21 protein-coding genes, 2 rRNA genes and 1 pseudogene are annotated in these 22944 nt (G+C 69.9%); 2 read left to right on the top strand and 22 right to left on the bottom strand.

Annotated elements, in window-relative coordinates:
• Nucleotides 1-29: 29 nt before the first annotated feature.
• Nucleotides 30-917: an alpha/beta fold hydrolase gene (locus ACFOW8_RS22275; RefSeq protein ID WP_378554639.1), complete on the bottom strand. Its 888-nt coding sequence runs from the start codon at nucleotides 915-917 to the stop codon at nucleotides 30-32.
• A gap of 98 nt (nucleotides 918-1015) precedes the next feature.
• Here ACFOW8_RS22275 and ACFOW8_RS22270 point away from each other — a divergent pair, with 98 nt between their 5' ends.
• Nucleotides 1016-1669, top strand: a complete 654-nt coding sequence (locus ACFOW8_RS22270; RefSeq protein ID WP_378553238.1) for a TetR/AcrR family transcriptional regulator — start codon at nucleotides 1016-1018, stop codon at nucleotides 1667-1669.
• On the opposite strand, the gene ACFOW8_RS22265 is transcribed toward ACFOW8_RS22270, so the two are convergent.
• From ACFOW8_RS22265 to steA, 12 genes are all read right to left on the bottom strand, one after another.
• Nucleotides 1595-1870: a YggT family protein gene (locus ACFOW8_RS22265; protein ID WP_378553236.1), complete on the bottom strand. Its 276-nt coding sequence runs from the start codon at nucleotides 1868-1870 to the stop codon at nucleotides 1595-1597. The two genes, ACFOW8_RS22270 and ACFOW8_RS22265, sit on opposite strands and share 75 nt — an antisense overlap.
• Nucleotides 1871-1951: 81 nt before the next feature.
• Nucleotides 1952-3370 carry a ribosome biogenesis GTPase Der gene (gene der, locus ACFOW8_RS22260; protein WP_378553234.1) on the bottom strand — a complete coding sequence of 473 codons (1419 nt, stop codon included), beginning with the start codon at nucleotides 3368-3370 and terminating at the stop codon, nucleotides 1952-1954.
• Nucleotides 3367-4071 carry a (d)CMP kinase gene (gene cmk, locus ACFOW8_RS22255; protein WP_378554638.1) on the bottom strand — a complete coding sequence of 235 codons (705 nt, stop codon included), beginning with the start codon at nucleotides 4069-4071 and terminating at the stop codon, nucleotides 3367-3369. The genes der and cmk overlap by 4 nt, the downstream gene beginning before the upstream one ends.
• A gap of 5 nt (nucleotides 4072-4076) precedes the next feature.
• The gene (locus tag ACFOW8_RS22250) at nucleotides 4077-5468 is read right to left on the bottom strand and encodes a pseudouridine synthase (protein ID WP_378553232.1); all 1392 of its coding nucleotides are present in this window, start codon (nucleotides 5466-5468) and stop codon (nucleotides 4077-4079) included.
• A gap of 8 nt (nucleotides 5469-5476) precedes the next feature.
• The gene (gene scpB / locus ACFOW8_RS22245) at nucleotides 5477-6130 is read right to left on the bottom strand and encodes an SMC-Scp complex subunit ScpB (protein WP_378553230.1); all 654 of its coding nucleotides are present in this window, start codon (nucleotides 6128-6130) and stop codon (nucleotides 5477-5479) included.
• A 58-nt stretch (nucleotides 6131-6188) separates the two neighbouring features.
• The gene (locus tag ACFOW8_RS22240) at nucleotides 6189-7094 is read right to left on the bottom strand and encodes a segregation and condensation protein A (protein ID WP_378553228.1); all 906 of its coding nucleotides are present in this window, start codon (nucleotides 7092-7094) and stop codon (nucleotides 6189-6191) included.
• A complete protein-coding gene (locus ACFOW8_RS22235; protein ID WP_378554637.1) occupies nucleotides 7091-7924 on the bottom strand; it encodes a ParA family protein in 834 nt (277 codons plus the stop codon). The genes ACFOW8_RS22240 and ACFOW8_RS22235 overlap by 4 nt, the downstream gene beginning before the upstream one ends.
• Before the next feature lie 245 nt (nucleotides 7925-8169).
• Nucleotides 8170-9096, bottom strand: coding sequence for a site-specific tyrosine recombinase XerD (xerD, locus tag ACFOW8_RS22230; RefSeq protein WP_378553226.1), 927 nt, complete (start codon nucleotides 9094-9096; stop codon nucleotides 8170-8172).
• Between the two features lie 210 nt (nucleotides 9097-9306).
• Nucleotides 9307-9969 (bottom strand): NUDIX domain-containing protein, encoded by a 663-nt coding sequence (locus ACFOW8_RS22225; RefSeq protein WP_378553224.1) that lies wholly within the window; start codon nucleotides 9967-9969, stop codon nucleotides 9307-9309.
• Between the two features lie 22 nt (nucleotides 9970-9991).
• Nucleotides 9992-11713 (bottom strand): CTP synthase, encoded by a 1722-nt coding sequence (locus ACFOW8_RS22220; RefSeq protein WP_378553222.1) that lies wholly within the window; start codon nucleotides 11711-11713, stop codon nucleotides 9992-9994.
• A 78-nt stretch (nucleotides 11714-11791) separates the two neighbouring features.
• Complete coding sequence (locus ACFOW8_RS22215) at nucleotides 11792-12733, bottom strand: copper transporter (protein ID WP_378553220.1); 942 nt, start codon at nucleotides 12731-12733, stop codon at nucleotides 11792-11794.
• A complete protein-coding gene (gene steA, locus ACFOW8_RS22210; RefSeq protein ID WP_378553219.1) occupies nucleotides 12730-13929 on the bottom strand; it encodes a putative cytokinetic ring protein SteA in 1200 nt (399 codons plus the stop codon). Before steA ends, ACFOW8_RS22215 begins: the two co-directional genes overlap by 4 nt.
• Before the next feature lie 202 nt (nucleotides 13930-14131).
• Between steA and ACFOW8_RS22205 the strand changes: the two genes are divergently transcribed.
• Complete coding sequence (locus ACFOW8_RS22205; protein ID WP_378553216.1) at nucleotides 14132-14551, top strand: SRPBCC family protein; 420 nt, start codon at nucleotides 14132-14134, stop codon at nucleotides 14549-14551.
• 26 nt (nucleotides 14552-14577) lie between these two features.
• On the opposite strand, the gene recN is transcribed toward ACFOW8_RS22205, so the two are convergent.
• The 9 genes and pseudogenes from recN to ACFOW8_RS22160 all read right to left on the bottom strand — a co-directional run.
• Entirely contained in the window at nucleotides 14578-16347 is a 1770-nt protein-coding gene (gene recN / locus ACFOW8_RS22200; RefSeq protein WP_378553214.1) for a DNA repair protein RecN, read from the bottom strand.
• A complete protein-coding gene (locus ACFOW8_RS22195) occupies nucleotides 16337-17281 on the bottom strand; it encodes an NAD kinase (protein ID WP_378553212.1) in 945 nt (314 codons plus the stop codon). Before ACFOW8_RS22195 ends, recN begins: the two co-directional genes overlap by 11 nt.
• On the bottom strand, nucleotides 17278-18099 hold the full coding sequence (locus ACFOW8_RS22190) for a TlyA family RNA methyltransferase (RefSeq protein ID WP_378553210.1): 822 nt from the start codon (nucleotides 18097-18099) through the stop codon (nucleotides 17278-17280). Before ACFOW8_RS22190 ends, ACFOW8_RS22195 begins: the two co-directional genes overlap by 4 nt.
• Nucleotide 18100: 1 nt before the next feature.
• The gene (locus ACFOW8_RS22185; RefSeq protein WP_378553208.1) at nucleotides 18101-18385 is read right to left on the bottom strand and encodes a hypothetical protein; all 285 of its coding nucleotides are present in this window, start codon (nucleotides 18383-18385) and stop codon (nucleotides 18101-18103) included.
• A gap of 13 nt (nucleotides 18386-18398) precedes the next feature.
• Nucleotides 18399-19292, bottom strand: a complete 894-nt coding sequence (locus ACFOW8_RS22180; protein ID WP_378553206.1) for an HAD-IIA family hydrolase — start codon at nucleotides 19290-19292, stop codon at nucleotides 18399-18401.
• A gap of 775 nt (nucleotides 19293-20067) precedes the next feature.
• A pseudogene (locus ACFOW8_RS22175) lies at nucleotides 20068-20926 on the bottom strand (tetratricopeptide repeat protein); the annotation flags it as partial.
• Complete coding sequence (locus tag ACFOW8_RS22170) at nucleotides 20895-22208, bottom strand: hypothetical protein (protein WP_378553204.1); 1314 nt, start codon at nucleotides 22206-22208, stop codon at nucleotides 20895-20897. The pseudogene ACFOW8_RS22175 and the gene ACFOW8_RS22170, both read right to left, overlap by 32 nt.
• 359 nt (nucleotides 22209-22567) lie before the next feature.
• Nucleotides 22568-22684, bottom strand: a 5S ribosomal RNA gene (rrf, locus tag ACFOW8_RS22165).
• Between the two features lie 95 nt (nucleotides 22685-22779).
• Nucleotides 22780-22944: ribosomal RNA gene (locus ACFOW8_RS22160) — 23S ribosomal RNA — on the bottom strand; the annotation flags it as partial.

Below are 22944 nucleotides of genomic sequence, written 5' to 3'. Positions count from 1 at the left end.
CGGGACCTGCCGAACCACCGCGGCGGACATCACCCGCCGCGGCGCACGTCGTTCGGTTCGTAGCGGCGGGTGAAGTCGAGAACCCGTGCGGTGACCTCGGCCGGAATCTGGTGGAAGATGCCGTGCCCGGCGCCGGGAAAGACCTCGACCTCAGCGGCGGGCACATTCGCCCGCAAGCGCCGGCCGGCGAGGGCATTGTCGACGACCAGCGACTCGGAGCCGAACAACCACAGCGACGGCATCGTGAGCATCGCCAAACGCTCGTCGGTGAACATCTTCGGAAAGCCGATCGCGGGAACGTAGCCGAGCGCCGCTTTGACCCCGGCGAATTCCGCATCGGTCAGCGTGACACCGGGATTGAGCCAGGCATTCATCCTGCGCAGGTTCTTGTCGGTCGGCCGGGACCCGACCTTGATCATCGTCCACAGCACGCTCCACTTGATCTTCGTCAAGGTGCCGCCCGGCTCGATCACCGTCAGGCTCGCCAGCCTGCGCTGCTGCTCGGTCCCGATCGCCATCGCCTGCCAGCCGCCCTGCGAATAGCCGACCAGATGCGCCCGATCGACGCCGAGGCCGTCGAGCAAGTCCCCGAACCAGGTTCCGAAACCCTTCTCATCGATCGGCGCGGTCTGCACGCTGAGCCCGGGTACGCCGATCATCTCGGGCAGGTAGACAGCGCGGTCACGCGCGATGTCCGCGATCACGTGGTTCCAGGACAGGCTGTTGCCGCCGAGTGAGTGCAGCAGCACGATCGGAGTACCTGTTCCGCGACCCGCTGCGCGCACCCGGGTCCTGCCGAACGACGTCTCGATATCGGACGTCGTGGTCTCCACGGGCAACCCCCGCTCCAGTGCGCGATAGGCCTGCAAATACTCCTCGCGGGCCGCGTCGTTCTTGAACTTGCCGAGCTTGGCCATCTCCACCCCATATCTTCGTTGGTGATATAACCGTACCACAAAGATGGTATGGTCGTATCATCAAGACCGCAGTGGGTAGCCCAGGGAAGGAGAGCAGCGTGCCACGGCTGGCCGATCACGACGAACGCAGACGGACCATCACGGGTGCCGCACGGCGGGTCATCGCCAGGGGCGGGTTGGACGCGGCGACCTTCCAGTCGGTCGCCGCCGAGGCCGGGGTATCGGTGCGCTCGGTGCAGTACTACTTCGGCACCAAGCGCGAGTTCCTCCTTGCCACCCACCGCGCGGTCGTCGAGGATTCGGGTGAGCGGCTGCGCCGAGGACTGGCCGCCCTAGCTCCCGGCGCGGGCCCGCGGGATGTCATCCGCGCCATCCTCATCGGGCTCCTGCCGATGGACGAACCGAGTCGGCAGAACACGGTTGTCCTGGGCATCTTTCATGCCGCCACGCTCACCGGCCCCGACCTCGGCGCAGCAGACACAGCGGGGGCACCGAACTACATCGTCGACGCGGTGGGCGCCCAGGTCCGAGCGTTACGCGCCGCCGACGATTCGACGATTCGCGCCGACGCCGAGTTGCTCGTCGTCGCGATCGGCGGTCTCGCACAGGGGATGCTGACCGACGACGGTCTGGCCGCACGGGCGACGCAGCTGGTCGAGCACATGCTCGACCGGGTGCTACAGCCGGAACGCGATGGCGCGCAGGATCAGGACGGCGATGAAGACGACGGTGAAGGCGAGGTCGATGGCTGAGTTGCCGAAACGGATCGGCGGGAGGAGGCGGCGGACGGGGGCGATCACGGGTTCGGTCGCGGCGTGGACCGCCGAGCGGGCCCGCAGTGCCAAGGGCGGCAGCTTGCCGAGGATATCCGCCCAGTCCAGGACCATGCGGGCCAGCAGCAGAAGCAGGAACACCGTCAGTACGTAGCCGATCAGGGTGCCGATAAGACTCATGAGGCTCTCCATTCCCTGTTCCTCGACGATACCCGGAAACGACGTGGGCCCTCGGCGATTGCCGAGGGCCCACGGGACGAGCTACTTCTTGCGGTCCTTCTTCTCGCGCACGCGCACCGAGATGCGCACCGGCGAGCCGTCGAAACCGAATTCCTCGCGCAGCCTACGCTCCAGGAAGCGGCGATAACCCGCCTCGAGGAAGCCGGTGGTGAAGAGCACGAACGTCGGCGGACGGGTGCTCGCCTGGGTGGCGAACAGGACGCGAGGCTGGCGCCCGCCGCGCATCGGCGGCGGGGTGGCCGCGATGACTTCCTTGAGCCAGGTGTTCAACCGGCCGGTGGAGATGCGCTTGTCCCACGACTCGAGCGCGGTCTCCATCTGCGGCACCAGCTTCTGCACGGCCCGCCCGGTGTGCGCGGAGATGTTGACCCGCTGCGCCCACGGCACCCGCACCAGATCCCGATCGATCTCGCGCTCGAGAATGTACCGGCGGTCCTCGTCGACCAGGTCCCACTTGTTGAAGGCCAGTACCAGCGCGCGACCCGAGTCGGCGACCAGGCTGATCACCCGCAGGTCCTGCTCGGTGATCGGCACCGAGGCGTCGATCAGCATGATCGCGACCTCGGAAGCCTCCAGCGCCGACTTGGTGCGCAGCGAGGCGTAGAACTCGGTGCCCGAGGCATTGGACACCTTGCGCCGCAGCCCGGCGGTGTCGACGAACTTCCACACCTTGCCGCCGAGCTCGACCAGCGAGTCGACCGGGTCGACGGTGGTGCCCGCGACATCGTGGACCACCGAACGCTCGTCGCCGGACAGCTTGTTCAGCAGGCTCGACTTGCCGACATTGGGCTTGCCGACCAGGGCGACGCGCCGCGGCCCCGCCACACCGGTCCCCTCGCGCGGGGTCTCCGGCAGCGCGGCGAGCACATCGTCGAGCAGGTCACCGGTGCCGCGCCCGTGCGCGGCCGAGACCATCCGCGGCTCACCGAGACCCAGCGACCACAGGGTGGCCGCTTCCACCTCGATCTTCTGGTCGTCGACCTTGTTCGCCACCAGGATCACCGGGATCTTGGACCGGCGCAGCTTGCGCACCGCCGCCTCATCGGTGGCGGTGGCGCCGACGGTCGCGTCGACGACGAGCAGGATCGCGTCGGCGGTCTCCATCGCCACCTCGGCCTGCCGGGCCACATGCTGCTGCAGGCCCTTGGCGTCGGGTTCCCAGCCGCCGGTGTCCTGCACCAGGAATCGGCGCCCGGCCCAGCTGGCCTCGTAGGAGATGCGGTCGCGGGTGACGCCGGGAATGTCCTCGACGACGGCCTCGCGCCTGCCGAGGATGCGGTTCACCAGGGTCGACTTGCCCACGTTCGGACGGCCGACCACCGCGACCGTCGGCATCGCGAGCTGCTCGCCGTCGGTGTGTTCACCTTCGAGATCGGCGATCTCCCAGTCGGTTTCGTCGGACCAGGTGCCGTCGCCGACCAGTACGTCCTCGTCGATCATCGCGACCCTCCTGTCGTGGCCGAAAGCTGCTGGGCCACCACGCGGTAGAGCTCGTCGATGGTCTCGTCCATCGTCAGGTCGCTGGTGTCGACGAGCACCGCGTCGGCGGCGGGGCGCAGCGGCGACACCGTGCGGGTGGAGTCGAGGGTGTCGCGGCGCTGCACGTCGGCCAGCACGGCCGCGTAGTCGTCGCCGCGGCCCTCGCGGACGTTCTGGGCGTTGCGCCGCTGGGCGCGCGCCTCCGCCGAGGCGGTGAGATAGATCTTGGCGTCGGCGTCGGTGAGCACGACGGTGCCGATGTCGCGGCCCTCCACCACGATCCGGCCCGCCACCGCGGCGATCTCGCGCTGCAGGGCGACCAGCTGCGCACGCACCGGTGCCACGGCCGACACCGCGGAGACTGCTTTGGTGACCGCGTCGCCGCGGATCTCGGCCGAGACGTCCTCGCCGTCGAGCTCGATCACCTCGTGGCTGGGGTCGGTACCGATCGACAACGGCAGCGCCGCAACGGTATCGGCGATGGCGACCGGGTCACTCAGGTCGACCCCGGCACGCAGCACGCGCAGTGTCGCGACCCGGTACATGGCGCCGGTGTCGAGGTAGCGGGCACCGAGCCGGGTCGCCAGCCGCCGCGACACACTGGACTTGCCGGTGCCGGAGGGACCGTCCATCGCGACGACAAGGGTGCCGACTCCGGTCATCCTGTTCACAACTGCACCGCCTCGTAGAGTTTGCCGATCTCGTCGCGGCCGAGCACCCGCAGGGTGCCGGGCCGCTGGTCGCCCAGCGCCACCGGCCCCAGGTGCGTGCGCACCAACCGGATCACCGGGTGGCCGACCTCGTCGAGCAGCCTACGCACGATGTGCTTGCGGCCCTCGTGCAACACGACCTTCACCAGCGAACGGCCCTCGTAGGCTTCCAGCAGCGCGAACTTGTCGACCTTGGCCGGGCCGTCCTCGAGCTCGACGCCCTCGCGCAGGCGCTTGCCGATCAGCCGGTAGTTCACCTCACCCTGCACGGTGGCCAGGTAGGTCTTGGGCACCTCGAAGGACGGGTGCATCAGGCGGTGGGCCATCTCGCCGTCGTTGGTGAGCAGCAGCAGGCCCTCGGTGTCGGCGTCGAGACGGCCGACGTGGAACAGGCGCTGACCGGCCGCGATCCGCTCGGCGACAATATCGCCGACACACGGGCGGCCCAGATCGTCGGACATGGTCGACTGCCAGCCGCGCGGCTTGTTCAGCACCAGGTGCACGAGCTCCTCGCGGACGACGACACGGGTGCCGTCGACGCGCACCACCGCGTTGTCCGGATCGACTCGTAGACCCTGCTCCCGCACGATCTTGCCGTCGACCTCGACGCGACCGGCCGCGATCATGTCCTCGGCCGCGCGGCGCGAGGCCACCCCGGCCCTGGCGAGCACCTTCTGCAGGCGTTCGCCCTCGCCCCACGGCAGCTTCTTCGGGCCCTCGGCCTGTTCGGCATGCTGGTGCCTGGCCGGCTTGGCGTTGTTCAGGATGGTCGGCGCGACGACCTTGCGCTGTGGCTTGGCCGACTTGGTCTTGCGGGCCGGTGCCTGCGAACTGGCGGGACGGGCGGTGCCACCGGCGCGCGGCGCGCCGCCACGGGGGTATCCACCGCGTTCGGCATCGTCACGCTGGTAGCCACCGGATCCGGTGCCCCTGCGGCCGCCGTCGCGGAAACCACCGGCGGAGGTACCACCGCGGCGGCCCCCTGACTCGTTGTCGCGCTGGAAGCCACCCGAGGACGCACCCCGGCGACCGCCGGAATCGCGGGAGAAACCACCGGCGGAGGTACCGTGCCTGCCGCCGGAATCGCGGGAGAAACCACCGGCGGAGGTACCGTGCCTGCCGCCGGAATCGCGGGAGAAACCACCGGCGGAGGTACCGTGCCTGCCGCCGGAATCGCGGGAGAAACCCCCCGCGCTGGTGCCGCGGCGGCCGGTGGCCTCGCCGCGAGCGCCCTGCCCGCCGCGCGCGGCGCCGGTGCGCGATCCCGTGCTCCGGTTCGCGCCGCCGCGGGGCTGGTCGCTGTGTCTTCTTCGATCCGGTGTGCCATCTCGGCGAGCGGAATTATTCATCTGTCCTGTCAATCGTCGGTGCCGAGGTCCATGTCGGACTCGGTCGGTTTCTGCAGCCTGGTGAACCGGGGGTCGGTCTCCAGGCTCTCGCTGATCTCGTCGATCAGGTCGACGCCGGGAAGCAGCGGCGCCAGCGGTGGCAGGTCGCCGAGGGAGGCGAGCCCGATCCGTTCGAGGAACAACTCGGTGGTGCGGTACAGCGTGCCGTTGGTCTCGGGATCCTGACCCGCTTCCGCGATCAGACCCCTGGCCAGCAGTGTGCGCATCACTCCGTCGACGTTCACCCCGCGGACCGCGCTGACCCTGGTGCGGGTCACCGGCTGGCGGTAGGCGATCACCGCCAAGGTCTCCAAGGCCGCCCGGGTGAGCTTGGTCCGGGCGCCGTCGAGCAGTACCCGCTCGACATAGGGCGCGTACTGCTGTCGAGTATAGAAGCGCCACCCGTCACCGACGAAACGCAGGTCGATGCCGCTGCCCCGCGCGGTGAGCTCGGCCGACATCGCGCGCAGGGTGGCTTCGACCCGCTCCGCGGTGTCATCGGTGGCCGCGGCCAGCTGTTCCACCGGCGCGGGAGCGTCGACGACGAGCAGCATCGCCTCGAGCGCCGACCGCAGTTCGGCCTCCTCCAGCGGCTCGGACGTGAACTCCGCCACCTCGGTCATATCCTGCCTCCTCCGACGCTCGCGACACCCACCACTACCGACTCCGGGCCCGTCGCGATCATCCGTAGTCCTCCTCGAAGGTCAACGCGGCGGCTTCGGTGTCCGGGTCCAGCTCACCGAGCCAGCTCACCGCGAGCGGTCCGAGCGGATCGGGCTGGTCGAACGCGATGGTCTTGCCGCGGTACAGCTCCAGCAACGCCAGGAAGCGCGCCACGATTTCCACCGGCACTGTGCAGTCGGCCACCAGCTCGGCGAAGGTCGTCCAGCCGCCGGGGCCACGTTCCTTGAGCCGTGCCAGCACCAGTTCTGCCTGCTCGGCGACCGAGATGGTGTGCATGTGCAGGTGCCCGAGGCCCACTTGCGCGATCGGGCGCGGCCGGAACGCGGCGGCCGCGATCTCGGCGAACGCGGCGACATCGACGCCGAGCGTCACTTCCGGCAGCAAGCCGGCGAACTGCTCCTCCAACGCGACCGACCGCGGATACCGGCGCAGCGCCGCCGCCTCCAGCTCCCCGAGCAGCTCGGCGACCTGCTTGAACGCGCGATACTGCAGCAGCCGGGCGAACAGCAGGTCGCGGGCGTCGAGCAGTTCCAGGTCGTCGGCGTCGGTCATCTCCCCCGACGGCAGCAGCCGCGCCGCCTTCAGGTCGAGCAGCGTCGCCGCGACCACGAGGAACTCGGTGGTCTGGTCGAGGATCTTGTCCGCGCGCAGCTTGGTGTTCTCGGCGAGTTCGGCGGTCAGTGCCTTGGTGTAGGCGATGAACTCGTCGGTGACCTGGTGCAGCGCCACCTCGGTGACATCCAGCTTGCGCGAGCTGATCAGCTGCAACAGCAGATCGAACGGCCCCTCGAAGTTCTTCAGCCGCAGATGAAATCCTGCGTCGTTGGCGGCTGGCGCCGCGGATTCTCGGCCCTGAGGCCTCGCTCCATCGTTGTCGTGCACCTCGGGTACTGCGTCGATCACCGGCCAGACCGGTGGATGACCTCGCGCGCCATCGCCCGGTACGACTCGGCGCCCGCCGATTTCGGCGCCCACGTGGTGATCGGCTCCCCGGCGACGCTGGCGTCGGGGAAGCGGACGGTCCGCGAGATGGCGGTGTCGTAGACCAGGTCGCCGAACACCTCGACGACGCGCGACATCACCTGACGCGAATGCAGCAGCCGGGCATCGAACATGGTGACCACGATGCCGTACAGGCTCAGCCGCGGATTGAGCCGGTCACGCACTTTCTCGACGGTGTCGTTGAGCAGGGCCAGCCCGCGCAGCGAGAAGTACTCGCATTCCATCGGGATGATCACACCGTCGGAGCAGGCAAGCGCGTTGACGGTGAGCAGGCCGAGCGAGGGCTGGCAGTCGATGAGGACGTAGTCGTAGCGATCGCGCACCCCGGCCAGCGCCCTGCCGAGCGACTGTTCCCTGCCCACCTCGTTGACCAGCTGGATCTCGGCCGCCGACAGATCGATATTGCTTGGTAGCAGGTCCATGCCGTCGACCTTGGTGGTCTGCAAGACGTCGTCGACGGTCGCCTTCCCGCCGATCAGCAGGTTGTGCACGGTGAGGTCGAGATCGTGGTGGGCCACGCCGAGGCCGGCCGACAGCGCACCCTGCGGATCGAGGTCGACGAGCAGCACGCGTCTGCCGTATTCGGCAAGGGCGGCACCGAGATTGATGGTCGAGGTGGTCTTGCCGACCCCGCCCTTCTGGTTGCACATCGCCACCACCAGCGCGTCACCGTGACGTTGCACCCGCGGCGGCTCCGGCACCAGACGCAGCGGGCGACCGGTCGGGCCCATCTCGACGGCCTCGGCGACCTGGTCCGGTGCACCGTCCCACGGTGTTTCCGCTGTCGTCACGATCCGCTGCTCCTTATACGTTTCCTGCCGGTAACCCCTGTCGAGGGTAGCGAGCCCGCTTCGCCGCGGGTCTCGCTTTCGTACGGTCCAGCTCTTGGTAGACGCTACCGCTCGGACCGGTGAGGTACAGCATGGCAACGCCGGGCGTGTTCGCACGATACCCGCCGGACATGACCGATGACAGGTCATCTGGCGCGCGGATGGGCGGTCGCCCACACCTCACGCAGCGTGCTCACCGTCACCAGGGTGTAGATCTGGGTGGTGGTCACCGAGGCGTGGCCGAGCAGTTCCTGCACCACGCGCACGTCGGCGCCGCCGTCGAGCAGGTGGGTGGCGAAGGAGTGGCGCAGCGTGTGTGGTGAGACCGCCGATCCGATGCCCGCACGCTCGGCCGCGGTCTGCAGCACCTGCCACGCGGACTGCCGCGACAACCTGCCGCCGCGCGCGTTGAGGAAAAGAGCGGGCCCCGCGCCTTTTCCGGTCGCGGCGAGGGCGGGCCTGCCACGCACCAGGTAGGCGTCGACGGCGGCGAGCGCGGGCCTGCCGATCGGGACGAGGCGCTGTTTGCCGCCTTTGCCGCGCAGCACGACACAGCGCTGTTCGACGTCGATGTCATCCACGTCGAGACCGACCATCTCCGAGATCCGCGCACCGGTGGAGTACAGCAGTTCCAGCAGCGCCCGGTCGCGCAGACCACGCGGTCCCCCGTCGGCACCGTCCCCGCCCGCCGCTTCCAGCACCCGAAGCACCTGGTCGTAGGGCAGCGCCTTGGGCAGCCGCCGCCCCGGCGCCGGCGGCTTCACCGCGTGCGCCACGTCGGTGTCGGTGAGCCCCTCGGCGGCGGCGAACCGGTGCAGCCCGCGCACCGCGATCAGTGCTCTGGCCACCGAGCCGGCCGCCAGCGGCGGATGATCGGCACCGCCGGAGCGCAGGGCCATGGTGAACTCGGCGACATCACCCTGGGCCACCGCGCTCAGGGCGGCGATACCTCGCCCGTCGAGGAAGGCCCGGTAGCGGGCCAGATCGCGGCGGTAGGCGCCGAGGGTATTACGCGCGGCTCCGCGCTCGACCGCCAGATGGTCGAGGTAGGCGTCGATCTCGCGCGCGAGCACGCCCGCCTCGCCTAGTCTCCGCCGACCACGGCGGCCCGGTCGACGACGAACGCCCCCCGCACAGCTGTGCCCTCGCCTGCGCTCGGCTCCGCTACGACCGCACGCCCGGCTGCGTCGCTGCCCCGCGCACTCATGCCCGCACCCAGCAGACACTCCGCTCCGGCATGACCGGCTGCTCGGCATCGGCCCTTCGCCGCTCGCCGCACCGGCTCATGCGCCGCCGCCGGTGTCCCCCGAGTACCGCTGTTCGGCTTTGCGCCGCAGAAACGCCGTCGGCTGACCGGGCCACGGTGCGGTGGCCGGGCGCAACGGCACGCCACTGGCCGTCGCCGCCGCGTAGGCGAGCACACCGGCGACCGCGGTCGCGTTCACGATCTCCCCCGCCAGCGCCGCGCGGACCGCCTCGGCCACCGGCATCCGCACCAGCTCCAGGTCGGCTTCCTCGTGTTCGGGGTCAGGCCGGTCGGTCTCGGTGAGCCCGGTCGCGAAGAACACCCGCAGCGCCTCGTCGGTGAAACCGGGCGACAGTGCCACATCGACCAGCACCGACCACTCGGCCGCCGCCAGGCCCGTCTCCTCGGCCAGCTCCCGCTTGGCCGCGGTGAGCGGGTCCTCGCCGTCGATGTCGAGCAGCCCGGCGGGCAGTTCGAGCAGCCTGGCGCCGACGGGATGGCGGTACTGCCGGATCAGCACGACATTGCCGTCGTCGTCGAGCGCCAGCACCGCGACGGCACCGTGATGCTCGACGATCTCCCGGTCGGCGACCCGACCGTCCGGCATCACGACCCGATCCTGGCGCAGGGCCAGGATCGCGCCGCTGTAGAGCACCCGGCTGCCGACCGTCTGGAATTCGTGCCTACCGGGTTCGCTCATAACCTGCTTCCGTTCGGACCGCTCAGTGCTCGCTGACCTGCTCCGCCAGCTCGTCTTCCGGGAAGTCTACGGGAAGCCGTTCGGCCAGTTTGTATTTGAGCGCCGCGTTGATCAGTGCCGCGAACAGCGGATGCGGCCTGGTCGGACGGCTCTTGAGCTCGGGGTGCGCCTGGGTCGCCACGAAGAACGGGTGCACCGCGGCCGGGTACTCCACGAACTCCACCAGGTGCCCGTCGGGCGAGGTGCCCGAGAACACCAGCCCGCTCTCGGCGATGGCGTCGCGGTAGGCATTGTTCACCTCGAACCGGTGCCGATGCCGCTCCGACACGTTCTCGGTGCCGTATGCCTGTGCCACGACCGAGCCCTTCTGCAGGGTCGCCGGGTAGGCGCCCAGACGCATGGTGCCGCCCAGGTCGGCCTCGCCGGCGACCACGTCCTCCTGGTCGGCCATGGTGGAGATGACCGGATTCTTCGTCTCCGGCTCGAACTCGGCCGAATTGGCGTCCTCGATGCCCACCGAGCGCGCGGCTTCGATGACCACGCACTGCAGGCCGAGGCACAGGCCGAGCAGCGGGATACCGCGGCGGCGGGCGTAGCCGATGGCACCGAGCTTGCCCTCGATGCCGCGGATGCCGAAGCCGCCGGGGATCAGTACCGCGTCGACATCGCGCAGCGCCGCCTGGGCACCCGCCTCGGTCTCGCACTCGTCCGAGGGCACCCAGCGGATGTTCACCTTGGCGCGATGGGCGAAGCCACCGGCGCGCAGCGCCTCGGTCACCGACAGGTAGGCGTCGGGCAGGTCGACGTACTTGCCGACCAGCGCGACCTCGACGGTCTCGCGGGGTGAGTGGACCCGGTCGAGCAGATCGCCCCACACGGTCCAATCCACATCGCGGAACGGCAGCCCCAGCTTGCGCACCACATAGGCGTCGAGACCCTCGCTGTGCAGCACCTTCGGGATGTCGTAGATCGACGGCGCGTCCGGGGTGGAGATGCACGCCTCCACGTCGACATCGCACATCAGCGCGATCTTGTTCTTGAGACCCTGCGGCACCTCACGGTCGCAGCGCAGGATCAGCGCGTCGGGCTGGATACCGATATTGCGCAGCGCGGCCACCGAATGCTGGGTCGGCTTGGTCTTGAGCTCGCCCGAGGGTGCCAGGTACGGCACCAGCGACACGTGCAGGAAGAACACATTGTCGCGGCCGACGTCGTGGCGGATCTGCCGGGCCGCCTCGAGGAACGGCTGCGATTCGATGTCGCCGACGGTGCCGCCGATCTCGGTGATCACCACGTCCGGCACGTGTCCCTGCAGATCGGGACCCTGCATCGCCATGATGCGGTTCTTGATCTCGTCGGTGATATGCGGGATCACCTGCACCGTGTCGCCCAGGTACTCGCCGCGCCGCTCCTTGGCGATGACCGTCGAGTAGATCTGGCCCGTGGTCACATTCGCGTCCTTGGACAGATCGCGATCGAGGAAGCGCTCGTAGTGGCCGACGTCGAGGTCGGTCTCCGCGCCGTCCTCGGTGACGAACACCTCGCCGTGCTGGAACGGGTTCATGGTGCCGGGATCGACGTTGAGATACGGATCCAGCTTCTGCATCGTCACCCGCATGCCGCGCGCGGTCAGCAACTGACCGAGGCTGGAGGCGGTGAGACCCTTACCCAAAGAGGAGGCGACGCCACCGCTCACGAAGATGTGCTTGGTGGCCGTTCGAGCCTGATTCCGTGTTTGACCCACGGAACTCCACGATAACAGGGACCGGGGACACCGAGTTATTTGCGGGTCGTTAACGCGGACGCGTGTCGGACGGCCGGCTCAGCGCGGCATCGCGACCATGGTGAGCGAGGTCGCGGTGGGGCCGGTGCCGTAGCGCCCAGCGCCGCCGTCGAGCTGTTCGGTCATGGCGAGCGCCGTTGTCACCCTGCCGATCTCGCGGTCGATATTGTCGACGGTGGTCACCGTGGTCGCCAGCGGCGCCTGGGCCCGCACATGCGCGATGGCCCCGTTGCCCGCGGCGGCGCCTGCCCGGCCCGCGAGCACACCGCCCGCGGCCCGCGCCCGCACGGCACCGGCGAAGCGGGCGATAGTCGCGCCCTGACCATTGTCGGATGCGACACCGTTGCCGGTGACCACGACCGCCAGCTGCGCGGGCCGGACCGGGGAGTCGCCGTAGGCGAGGAAACCGCCGCCGCGCAGCGTCTCGAGCACCAGCGCGAGTTCGGGCTCGGTGCTGCGTGGCTGATTCGTCGCCGGATCGAGCAGCAGGGTGAGGCCGAGCAGGTCACCCGCCATCGACCCCTGGTCGACCGCGCCGGTCCGCAGCTGCGCGCCCGCGGGCACGATATTGGTCAGCGCCGAGCGCAGCCGGTCGCCCTCGCCGGTGTCGACGAACGCCTCGGTCAGCGCGATCCGTCCGGTCACCGCGGCACCCGCGGACTCGAGTGCCCTGCTCACCCCGTCGATATCGCCGGGATCGGCGTCGGGGGTGCTGAACACGAGGACACTGCGGCCGGCCAGCGCACCGCCGAGGATCCGGCCCGCCGACCCGGCGATGAACCGGTCTGCGGCGTCGAGTTCGGCGCCGAGCTGTGCGTTGCGGGTGGTGAGCGTGTCGACCTGACCGCGCAGATCGGTCTTGTCCGACCGCAATCCGGAGAGCATGTCCGCGGCCAGGGTCTGCGAGCCCAGGACCACGCCGACGGCGAGAGCGAGAAAGATCGCGGCGATCGAGACCGCGTGCTGACGCAAGGAGATCACAGCAGACCCCGGCCCCAGTGCACCAGCCGGTCCCGGTACTCGATCGCCCAGTCCAGCAGTTCGGATCCGTTGTGCGAGGCCAGGATCACCACCACGATCGCGATCAGTGCCGCCAGCACCACCAGCGCCAGCGCCGCACCGGAGGAGCGGTGCCGATACAGCGTCGACACGGCCTTGGCGTCGACCAGCTTGGCGCCGACCTTCAGCCGGGTCAGGAAGGTGGCCGGGGTGCTGTCGCGGCGGCCGCGGTCGAAGAAGTCCTCCAGCGAGGCCGGGGCCCCGGCGAGCACGATCAGCGACGCACCGTGATGATCGGCCAGCATGAGCGCCAGATCCGCGGGCGAACCCGACGACGGGAACGTGGTGGCGCCGATGCCGAGATCCTGGATGCGCTCGAGGCCCTTGGCGTGGCCGTCGGTGTCGGCGGGCAGGATCATCTCGGCGCCGCAGCGCAGGGTCGCGGTGCTGATCTCGTCCGGGTCGCCGACGATCAGGTCCGGCGTGTACTTGAGTTTGCGCAGGGTGTCGGCACCGCGGCCGACGCCGACGAGGATCGGCGCGTACTCCTTGATGAAGGGCTTGAGCCTGCGCAGTTCCTCGAGATGGTCCGGGCCGTCGGCGATCACCACGACGTGCCGGTTGCGCAGGTCGAGCTCGACCTCGGGGACGCCGATGCCGTCGATGAGCAGCGCGCTCTCGGCGCGGACGAATTCGGTGGTGTTGCCTGCGAAGGCGTCGAGGTGGTCGGCGAGGCCGTTGCGCGCCTCGATCATCCGGTCGGCGATGGCCGATTCGTCGAACTCGATGCCCTCGACCAGGACCTCGGGTTCCTTCTTGGTCAGTTTGTCGGCGTAGACGATGCCGGCGTCGATGCGGATCTTGGTGCCGTCCTTGATCTTGCCGAAGGCATCCGAGGACACCGTGTCCATCAGCACGATCCCATTGGCCACCAGCACTTCTGGGCCGAGGTTGGGATAGCGGCCCGAGATCGACGGCGAGGTGTTGATCACCGCAACGACCCCCGCCTCCACCAGCCGGTCGGCGGTGTGGCGGTCCAGGTCGGTCTCGTCGAGGACCACCACGTCCCCTGGACTGACCCGCCGCAACAACCGTTTGGTGTCCCGATCCACCCGAGCGATCCCGGTGACACCGGGCAGCGTTTCCGTATTCCTCGACAACAACGCCGGCATCCTCATGTGCCGATGATGGGCGCAAACCCTCAACCTTTGGTGGAGGCGCGCCGAACGGCAGCTATCTCACAGCATCACAACACTGCCCGGTGGGGCGCGGGTTCCGGGCCGCTGGCCGCACCGCGATCCGTCGACGACGGCCGGATCGACCCGGGACCGGGGACTACCCGTATGCTGCGGGTCACAGATATCTCGGACAGGAGACACCATGCCCCGCAGTACCGTCGAGACGGTCTTCGACGCCCCCCGCGACATCGTCTACCGCCTTTTCGCCGAGCGTGAGGCCGTGAGCCCGCATCTGCCGATTCAGGTCAAGCTGATCAAGCCCGGCGATCCGGCCACCGGCGTCGGCGCCCAGCATCTGCTCGGCTTCGGCAAGGCCGGCGTCACCGAGGAGATCACCGCGCTCGTCCCCGGCGAGCGGATGGAATACAAGATCGTCAAGGGCGCCCCGGTGAAGCGGCACGTCGGCATCATCACCTTCGCCGACACCAGCTCGGGCGGCACCCGCGTGGTCTACACGATGGAATCCGAGCCGTCCCTGCCCGTGCCCGCTCCGGTCCTCGAATTCGGCCTGCGACAGCTGACCAACCAGCTGCTCGGCGGCGTGCGCAAGGCGCTGCGCTGAGCTCGATACCGGCCTGAGCTGTCCGCTCAGGCCGGGGCGCGCTCCGCCCGTGCGGTTTCCAGCAGTTCCTCGGCGTGCGCGCGGCCGGTCTCGGTGTCGTCGAGACCGGCCAGCATGCGGGCCAGTTCCACCACCCGCTCCTCGTCGGTCAGCCTGCGAACTCCGCTGTCCACCTTGCCTTTTCCGTCGTCGGACTTGTTCACCACCAGGTGCGTGTCGGCGAAGGCCGCCACCTGCGGCAGGTGGGTCACCACGATCACCTGATGGGTGCGGGCCAGCCGGGCCAGCCGCTTGCCGATCTCCACCGCGGCGCGGCCACCGACCCCGGCGTCGACCTCGTCGAACACCATGGTCGCGCCGTGTTCCGACCCGGCGAGCACCACCTCGAGCGCCAGCATCACCCGGGAGAGCTCACCGCCGGAGGCACTCTTGCTCAACGGCAGCGACTGCGCGCCGGAATGCGCGGAGAGCCGGAACTCCACCTCGTCGACCCCGGTGGACCCGGCGTGCAGCGTCGCGCCGTCGAGCTCGAGCGGCGCGGAATCCTGCGCACCGGCCTGCATCGGACGCACCCGCACTTCGAGCCGGGCCTTACCCATCGCCAGGCCGCCGAGCTCGGTGCTCACCGCGGCGGCCAGCTTGCCCGCCGCCTTCGCGCGCGCGGCGCTGAGCTTGCGGGCCGCCTCCCGCACCTTCCCGGCCGCGGTCTCCACCTCACCGGCGAGTTTCGCGAGCGCGTCCTCGGAGACGTCGAGGGAGTCGAGGCGGGCACGGGACTCCGCCGCCCAGGCGAGCACGCCATCGATATCGGGCGCGTACTTGCGGGTGAGCGATTTCAGTTCGGCCTGGCGGGTGAGCATCGAGTCCAGCGCGCCCGGGTCGGACGGCAGTTCCGACAGATAGCCGCTGAGTTCGGTGGTCACGTCGACGACCACCGCGATCGCCTCACCCAGGCGCGGCGAGAGGCCACTCAGTGCCGGATCGTCGGCACCGTCGAGCCGGGCCCTTGCCCCACCGAGCAGATCGAGCACCCCACCGCCGTCGGCGGCGGCGTCGGTGGGACCGGACAGTGCCTCGTGTGCCGCGGCCGCGGCCTCACGGAGCGAATCGAGGTCGCTGAGCCTGCGGATCTCGTCGACGAGCCGGGTGTCCTCGCCGGGTTCCGGTGCGATGCCGTCGATCTCGGCCAGCGAATGCTTGAGCCGGTCGGCCTCGAGTGCCAGTTCCCTGCTCCGCGCGGTGCGCTCGAGCAGCTCGGTCCGGGCATCGAGCCAGGACCGGCGCTGCACCTGGTATTTGCGCAGCAACCCGGCGACCCCGTCGCCCGCGAACCGGTCGAGTGCGGCGAGCTGCTGTTCGGGGCGCTGCAGGCGCAGCTGATCGTTCTGCCCGTGCACGGTCAGCAGGCGCGAGGTGAATTCACCGAGCACCGCGGCGGGCACCCCGCGCCCGCCCAGGTGCGCGCGCGAACGGCCGTCGCTGTTGACGGTGCGCACCGCGATCACGCTGCCGTCCTCGTCGGCTTCGGCTGCCGCCGACTCCAGCACCTCGTCGACCGCGGCCTTCGCGGCCTCGTTGACGTCGTCGACGACGAACCGTCCCTCGACCACCGCCTTGGCCGCGCCGAGCCGCACCCGGCCCGCGTCGGCCCGTGCGCCGCTGAGCAGGTGCAGGCTGGTGACGACCATCGTCTTGCCCGCGCCGGTCTCACCGGTGAGCACGGTCAGTCCCGTGTGGAACTGGGCGGTGGCGGTCGAGATGACGCCGAGCCCGTCAATCCTGATCTCAGTCAGCATCGCGGCTGTTCTCCGTTCGCTGTCTACCCCGCCAGCCGGTGACCGGCAGCCGGAACTTGCGCACCATCCGGTCGGCGAACGGTGCGGAATCGAGCCGCACCCACCGCACCGCTCGGGCGCCGCGGACCACCTCGGCGCGTCCGCCACGCGGCAGCGCAAGGGTGCGCCTGCCGTCGAGGAAGACGATGGCGTCGTGCCCGGTCGCCACGGTCTCCACCGCGATCAGCGAGTCCGGGCTGGTCACCAGCGGCCGCGCGAACAGGGCGTGCGCATTGCTCGGAATCACCAGCATCGCTTCGAGCTCCGGCCACACCACCGGCCCGCCCGCCGAGAATGCGTAGGCCGTGGATCCGGTCGGGGTGGCGATCAGGATGCCGTCGCAGCCGAACGCCGACACCGGCCGTCCGTCGACTTCGAGCACCACTTCCAGCACGCCCATCCGCTGGGCGTTCTCGATGCTTGCCTCGTTGAGTGCCCAGCCGCGTTCGACGATGGTGTCGTCGACCCGGACGGTGACATCGATGGTGAGCCGGTCCTCCACCCGGTAGTCCCGGTCGACCACCTGGGCCAGCGCCTCGTCGAGGTGCTCGGCCTCGGCCTCGGTGAGAAAACCGATGCGGCCCAGGTTGATTCCGAGGACCGGGACCCCGGTCGGTCTGCCGAGTTCGGCGGCACGCAGGAAGGTGCCGTCACCGCCGAGCGCGAGGACCATCTCGCAGCCGAGCGCAGCGGACGGGCTGTGCGGCACCACGCGCACCGGATAGCCCGCAGGCTCGTTCTCGAAGCGCGTGCTGTCGGCCTCGTCGGCCAGCACCCGCAGGCAGATACCCGCCTCGGCGAAGATCTTCGCGACCCGGTGCGCGGTCTCGATGATCTCCGCGCGGCCGGGGTGGGCGACGAGCAGGATCTCCCTGCCGCCGTCGTCGGTGTTCACTGCGGACCCTCCTCGACCGCGCGGGCGACCAGCTCCGTCACGCGCGCGGCGTCGTACTCGAACGGACCGACCTTACGCAGCCACAGGAAGTACTCGACATTGCCCGACGGGCCGGGCAGCGGGCTGGCCACCACGCCCTCGGTACGCAGGCCGAGCGCGGCCGCCGCGGCCGCTACCCCGCCGACGACTTCGGCGCGCAGTGCCGGGTCGCGCACCACGCCACCGGAGCCGACACGTTCCTTGCCGACCTCGAACTGCGGTTTGACCATCGGCAGCAGGTCGGCGCCGTCGGCGGCGCAGGCCGCGAGCGCGGGCAGCACCAGGCCGAGCGAGATGAACGACAGGTCACCGACGACGAGCTGCACGGTGCCGCCGATGCTGTCGGGGGTGATGGTGCGGACGTTGGTGCGGTCGAACACCTGCACCCGCTCGTCGTTCTGCAGCCGCCAGATCAGCTGCCCGTAGCCGACATCGACGGCGACCACCTCGCCTGCGCCCCGCGACAGCAGCACGTCGGTGAACCCGCCGGTCGACGCGCCCGCGTCCAGACACCGTTTGCCCGCGATGTCGAGTCCCCGCGGCTCGAACGCCGTCAGCGCGCCGAGCAGTTTGTGCGCGCCCCGCGACGCCCACGACACCTCGTCGGGTTCGGCCCGCACGATCAGCGGTGTCCCCGCCTCGACCGCCGTCGCCGGTTTCACCGCGACGCTGCCTGCGATCAGGACGCGGCCCGCGCCGATCAGCTCGACCGCGTGTTCTCGCGATCGAGCCAAGCCGCGCCGGACCAGTTCGGCGTCCACCCGCGCTCGCCTGGCCACCTCAGATCTTGTCCACGGTCGCGAGTGCGTCGACCAGCACGTCGTGCGCCTGTTCGAGGATGCGGGCGCGCCGCGTGATGTCGGCACCGGTTTCGGTGTTCTCCGCCGGGCCAGGTACCGCGGCCGCCCCGAGTTCCGCGAGCAGGGCGTCGACCTCGGCTTTGATCCGGTTCGGATCGGCCGGTTCCGGCCGTCCCTGGGCTCCGGGCAGGTGACTGCCGGGCAGCGGAATCCCTGGGCGAGGTGGCTGTGACGCGCCGGTCGGCGGTGAACTCGGAGTATTCATCGTGTGGTCAACGCTATCGGATTTCGGAATCGGCCGCGCGCACCCGGACCGCCCGGCCGGGATACCGCCGCAACAACTCCGCGACCTCTGGCACGGTGACATCGCCCGGCACGAGCTCCTCGTTGAGCGCTTCCAGCCCGGTGGCGACGAAGGTTGGTATCCGCGCCGACGGCGCGGTGCGCAGCTCGTCGAGCGTGCTGACGCCGGTGAGCACGAGCAGCGAGTCGAGCCCGAGCCCGTTGGCGCCCTCGATATCGGTGTCGAGCCGGTCGCCGACCACCAGCGCGTTCGGCGTCCCCGACCGTTCGAGCGCGTCCTCCATCAGCGGGGCGAACGGTTTGCCCGCGACGAGTGGTTCCGAGTCCGATGCGGTCCGCAGGGCGGCGACCATGGAGCCGTTGCCCGGTGCCAGTCCGCGTTCGTTCGGCAGGGTGCGGTCGGTGTTGGCGGCGACCCACAGTGCCCCTGCCCGCAGTGCGTAGGCGGCTTCGGCGAGGTCGGGCCAGGCGGTGGCCGGGGAGTGTCCCTGGACGACGGCGGCGGGCGGCGTGTCACCGAACCGCCGGATCGGGACCAGACCGACAGCCGCGATCTCGGCGGCGAGGTCGTCGGTACCCACCACGAGTACCTGCTGCCCTCGTTCCAGCCGGTGCGCGAGCATCCTGGCGGCGGCCTGCGCGCTGGTGACCACGTCGGTGGCGCTCGCCGGGTAGCCCAGCTCGGCCAGGTGCGCGGCGACCGCATCGGGCCCGCGCGAGGCGTTGTTGGTGACATACACCAGCCGCTGCGCCGAATCACCGTTCGGAACAAGCGCTTTCGGCCCTCCGTCGATGACCTCCGGCCCGCGGTACAGCGTGCCGTCCAGATCGAGCAGCAAAGCGTCGTATCGATCGCGTAGCTGATTCACACACCCTCACTCCGTCGTCACTGCCGGCCGAGTACAGCTCCCGACCCTAGGCGAGGTCACCGACAACTTCGGTTCCCGCAGTCGCCGAACAGTGCTCGCCCCTTCATGATCGAGCATGCGGCGGATGCCGGTGCACGGTGTGCCCGATTTCGGTCCCGCGCGGTGAGGCAGCTCACCAGCCGTTCGTCACCGGCTCACTCCGTGCCGCTCCTCGGCACCACCGGTGCCGGCACCACGGCAGGCCGCCGGCGTGCGTACGTCGCGAAGTACCCGACGTGGCCAGGCAGTACGGCCGTCTGTCGTGCACAGACGAGAGGTGTCGGGGTGCGCCCGCGCGTTGCCGCACCGGTGCGTGTATCGATCACGATCAGCCGCGCCATGAGAGCAACCGGCGCACCCACCTGGCCGACGCGAGGCACGGTAGCTGAGGAGGCGAGGCAAGCGACACCACATGGCAGCTCGGCCCGACGAAGCGAGCGCGGACTTGCAGCGACGAAACCGTCGGCGACGAGGCTGGGCCGCCCGCCCAGGAAACACGGAAGCTGGGGCAGGCGGCACCGCGGACAGACGCGACAGTGCGCGGAGAGTATGGGGACGCAGCCGACGCGACGGCTCTCATCTGGGCACACCTGCGGTGTCGGACCGCCCGGAGACGCGCTGACGCAGCGCGTGCGGCGGAACGCAAGCCAGGACCGTGGCGGGTATGTGGCTGCGACGAGCCGTGGACCGGGCCTCTGATCGGGTCCCGGCCCACGGCACGCCACCGGAGCGGACGCTACTGTGCGTCGCCGGTCAGTTCGGCGGCGCGGTCCTCGGCGTCGGTCTCGCCGTCGAGATCGGCCGCGGCGGCGTTGAGGAACCACTGCTGGCCCTCGTCGGTGCGGCCTGCCGCGACGAGCGCGTCGGCGTAGGCGTAGAACAGGCGCGCGGCGCTCGAACCGGTCCGTGCCGGATCCAGGTCGGAGGTCTGCAAGGTGACCACGGCCTGGTCGAACTGACCGAGGTCCATCCGCGCACCGGCGACGACGATCCGCAGCTCGGTGGCTTCGTCGCCGGTGAGCCGCTGTGCTTCCTCACTGCGACCGAGTTCGATGGCCCGCTCCGGCCTACCGAGTCCGCGTTCGCAGTCGGCCATCACCGCGAGCAGCCCGGATCCACCCGACATCCGGCGCGCGGTCCGCAGTTCCGAGAGCGCCTCCGCCCATTCCTCGGCGTGGTAGGCGACCACGCCCGCGGTCTCCCGCACCACGGCGATGCGGCCTGCCCGTTGCCGGGCTGCCCTGGCGTGCGCCAAGGCGAGCCGCGGATCGTCTTCGAGCAGCTCGACCGCCATCACCAGGTGGCGGGCGACGGTTTCGGCGTTGTTCTTGTCCAGCGTCAGCAGGTCGCGCCGCACGGCTGGGTCCAGATCGGAGGGCTCTACGTCTTCGGGAATATCGGGCTCGTCGGGACGAGCCGCGCGCCGGTCGGTGGACCGGCCGCCCGGAGTACGGGCGCCCTCACCGCCGCGTCGCCGCTCCTCGTACTCCGCCGCCGGCGCCGATTCGCTCTCGCTGGCCGCAGCCGTGTCTGCGTCCGCGTCGGCGGGCGCCGGCTCGGTAGCTACCTGGTTCGCGGGCTCCGGCTGTTCCTCGTCCGCGGGCGAGTCGTCGAACTGCTCAGTGGACGCGGGCGTGGCGGTTTGGTCGACCACATCCGAGCCGGCGTCAGCCGATTCGGCCTCGGTGTCGCCGACAGCGGCTGCCGACGCGACAACGCCGAGTACATCGCCGTCGCGCTCGCGGCGCTTCTCACGGTAGGTGCCGTCGAGCGGCTCGCCGTCCTCGCCGACGAATCGACCACGGCCCGTACCGGATTCGGCGCCCCGCTTGAATCCACCGCGCCCACGATCGTCCTCCCGGCGGAAACCCCGCCCCTGATCGTCGCGACGCTGGTAACCACCGCGCTCGGAACCACCGCGGCCACGGTCATCGCCTTCGCCACGACGGAAGCCACGCCCGGAACCACCACGCGAACGATCGTCGCCCTCATCACGAGGGAAACCGCCACGATCCGACCCACTTCGGGCACGGTCATCGCCTTCGCCGCGCCGGAAACCACCGCGATCGGAACCACCACCGCGCCGGTCGTCGCCCTCGTTCCGGCGGAAACCACCACGGTCGCCGCGACCCGCGTCGTCACGACGCTGGTAACCACCTCGATCACCACTGTCGCCGCGCCGGAAACCACCACGATCGGAACCACCACCGCGCCGGTCGTCGCCCTCGTTCCGGCGGAAACCACCACGATCGCCGCGACCCGCGTCGTCACGACGCTGGTAACCACCTCGATCACCACTGTCGCCGCGCCGGAAACCACCACGATCCGAACCACCACGCGAACGGTCATCGCCCTCGCCGCGCCGGAAACCACCACGATCGGAACCACCACCGCGCCGGTCGTCGCCCTCGTTCCGGCGGAAACCACCACGGTCGCCGCGACCCGCGTCGTCACGACGCTGGTAACCACCTCGATCACCACTGTCGCCGCGCCGGAAACCACCGCGATCGGAACCACCACCGCGCCGGTCGTCGCCCTCGTTCCGGCGGAAACCACCGCGATCGCCGCGACCCGCGTCGTCACGACGCTGGTAACCACCTCGATCACCACTGTCGCCGCGCCGGAAACCACCGCGATCGGAACCACCACCGCGCCGGTCGTCGCCCTCGTCCCTGCGGAAGCCACCGCGGGGCCGGTCGTCGTTGTCACGACGGAACCCGCCGCGGTCACCGCGATCGGTTCCGCCGCGCCGGCCATCGTCGCTGTCGCGACGGAACCCGCCACGATCGCCGCCGCGCGGGCGATCGTCGTCGGAACGCCGGTAGCCGGAACCGCCGTGGCCCGTGTCGTCACGACGCTGGTAGCCGCGATCGTCACGATCGGACCCGCCGCGCTTGCCTTCGGAACGGTCGTAACCGCCGCGGGTGTCGTCATTGCGGCGGAAACCGCCACGGGTATCGTCGTTTCCGCTGCGGGGTCGGTCGGCCGGTTCACCGCGGCGGCCGAAACCGCGGGCGTCTCCGTCCCTGCGGAAAGGCTTCCGTCCGTCGTTGTGTTCCGACACGGCGTTCCCTTTCTGGATTCCCCGGCGCCGGGGAGTGTTGTCGTGGCCCCGCCTACGAGAATTCAACCACGGGCGGAGGACGGGGCAGTGTCCGCCCGGTGTGGTGTGGCCGGCTTCCGGACCACAAACGACGATAGGGGACCCAGTTCTGGGTCCCCTATCGCAACAGTTTGTCCGGCGGTGTCCTACTCTCCCACACCCTGTCGAGTGCAGTACCATCGGCGCAGGTGGCCTTAGCTTCCGGGTTCGGAATGGGACCGGGCGTTTCCCCACCGCTATAACCGCCGTAACACTATGAAACTATCCACAACCGCGCCAGCCTGACGGCCTGCAGCTGTAGTCGTGTGTTGTTTCAAAACCGCACAGTGGACGCGTAACACCTTCGATAGTAAGCCCTCGGCCTATTAGTACCAGTCACCTCCACACGTTACCGTGCTTCCAGCTCCGGCCTATCAACCCCATCATCTGTAGGGGGCCTTAACCCATCAAGTGGGAGAGAAACCTCATCTTGGAACAGGCTTCCCGCTTAGATGCTTTCAGCGGTTATCC

The sequence above is a fragment of the Nocardia rhizosphaerae genome (assembly GCF_042650365.1).
GTDB lineage: Bacteria > Actinomycetota > Actinomycetes > Mycobacteriales > Mycobacteriaceae > Nocardia > Nocardia rhizosphaerae.
Note: the sequence above shows the minus strand (reverse complement) of the source record. Positions and strands in the feature narration are given on the sequence as shown.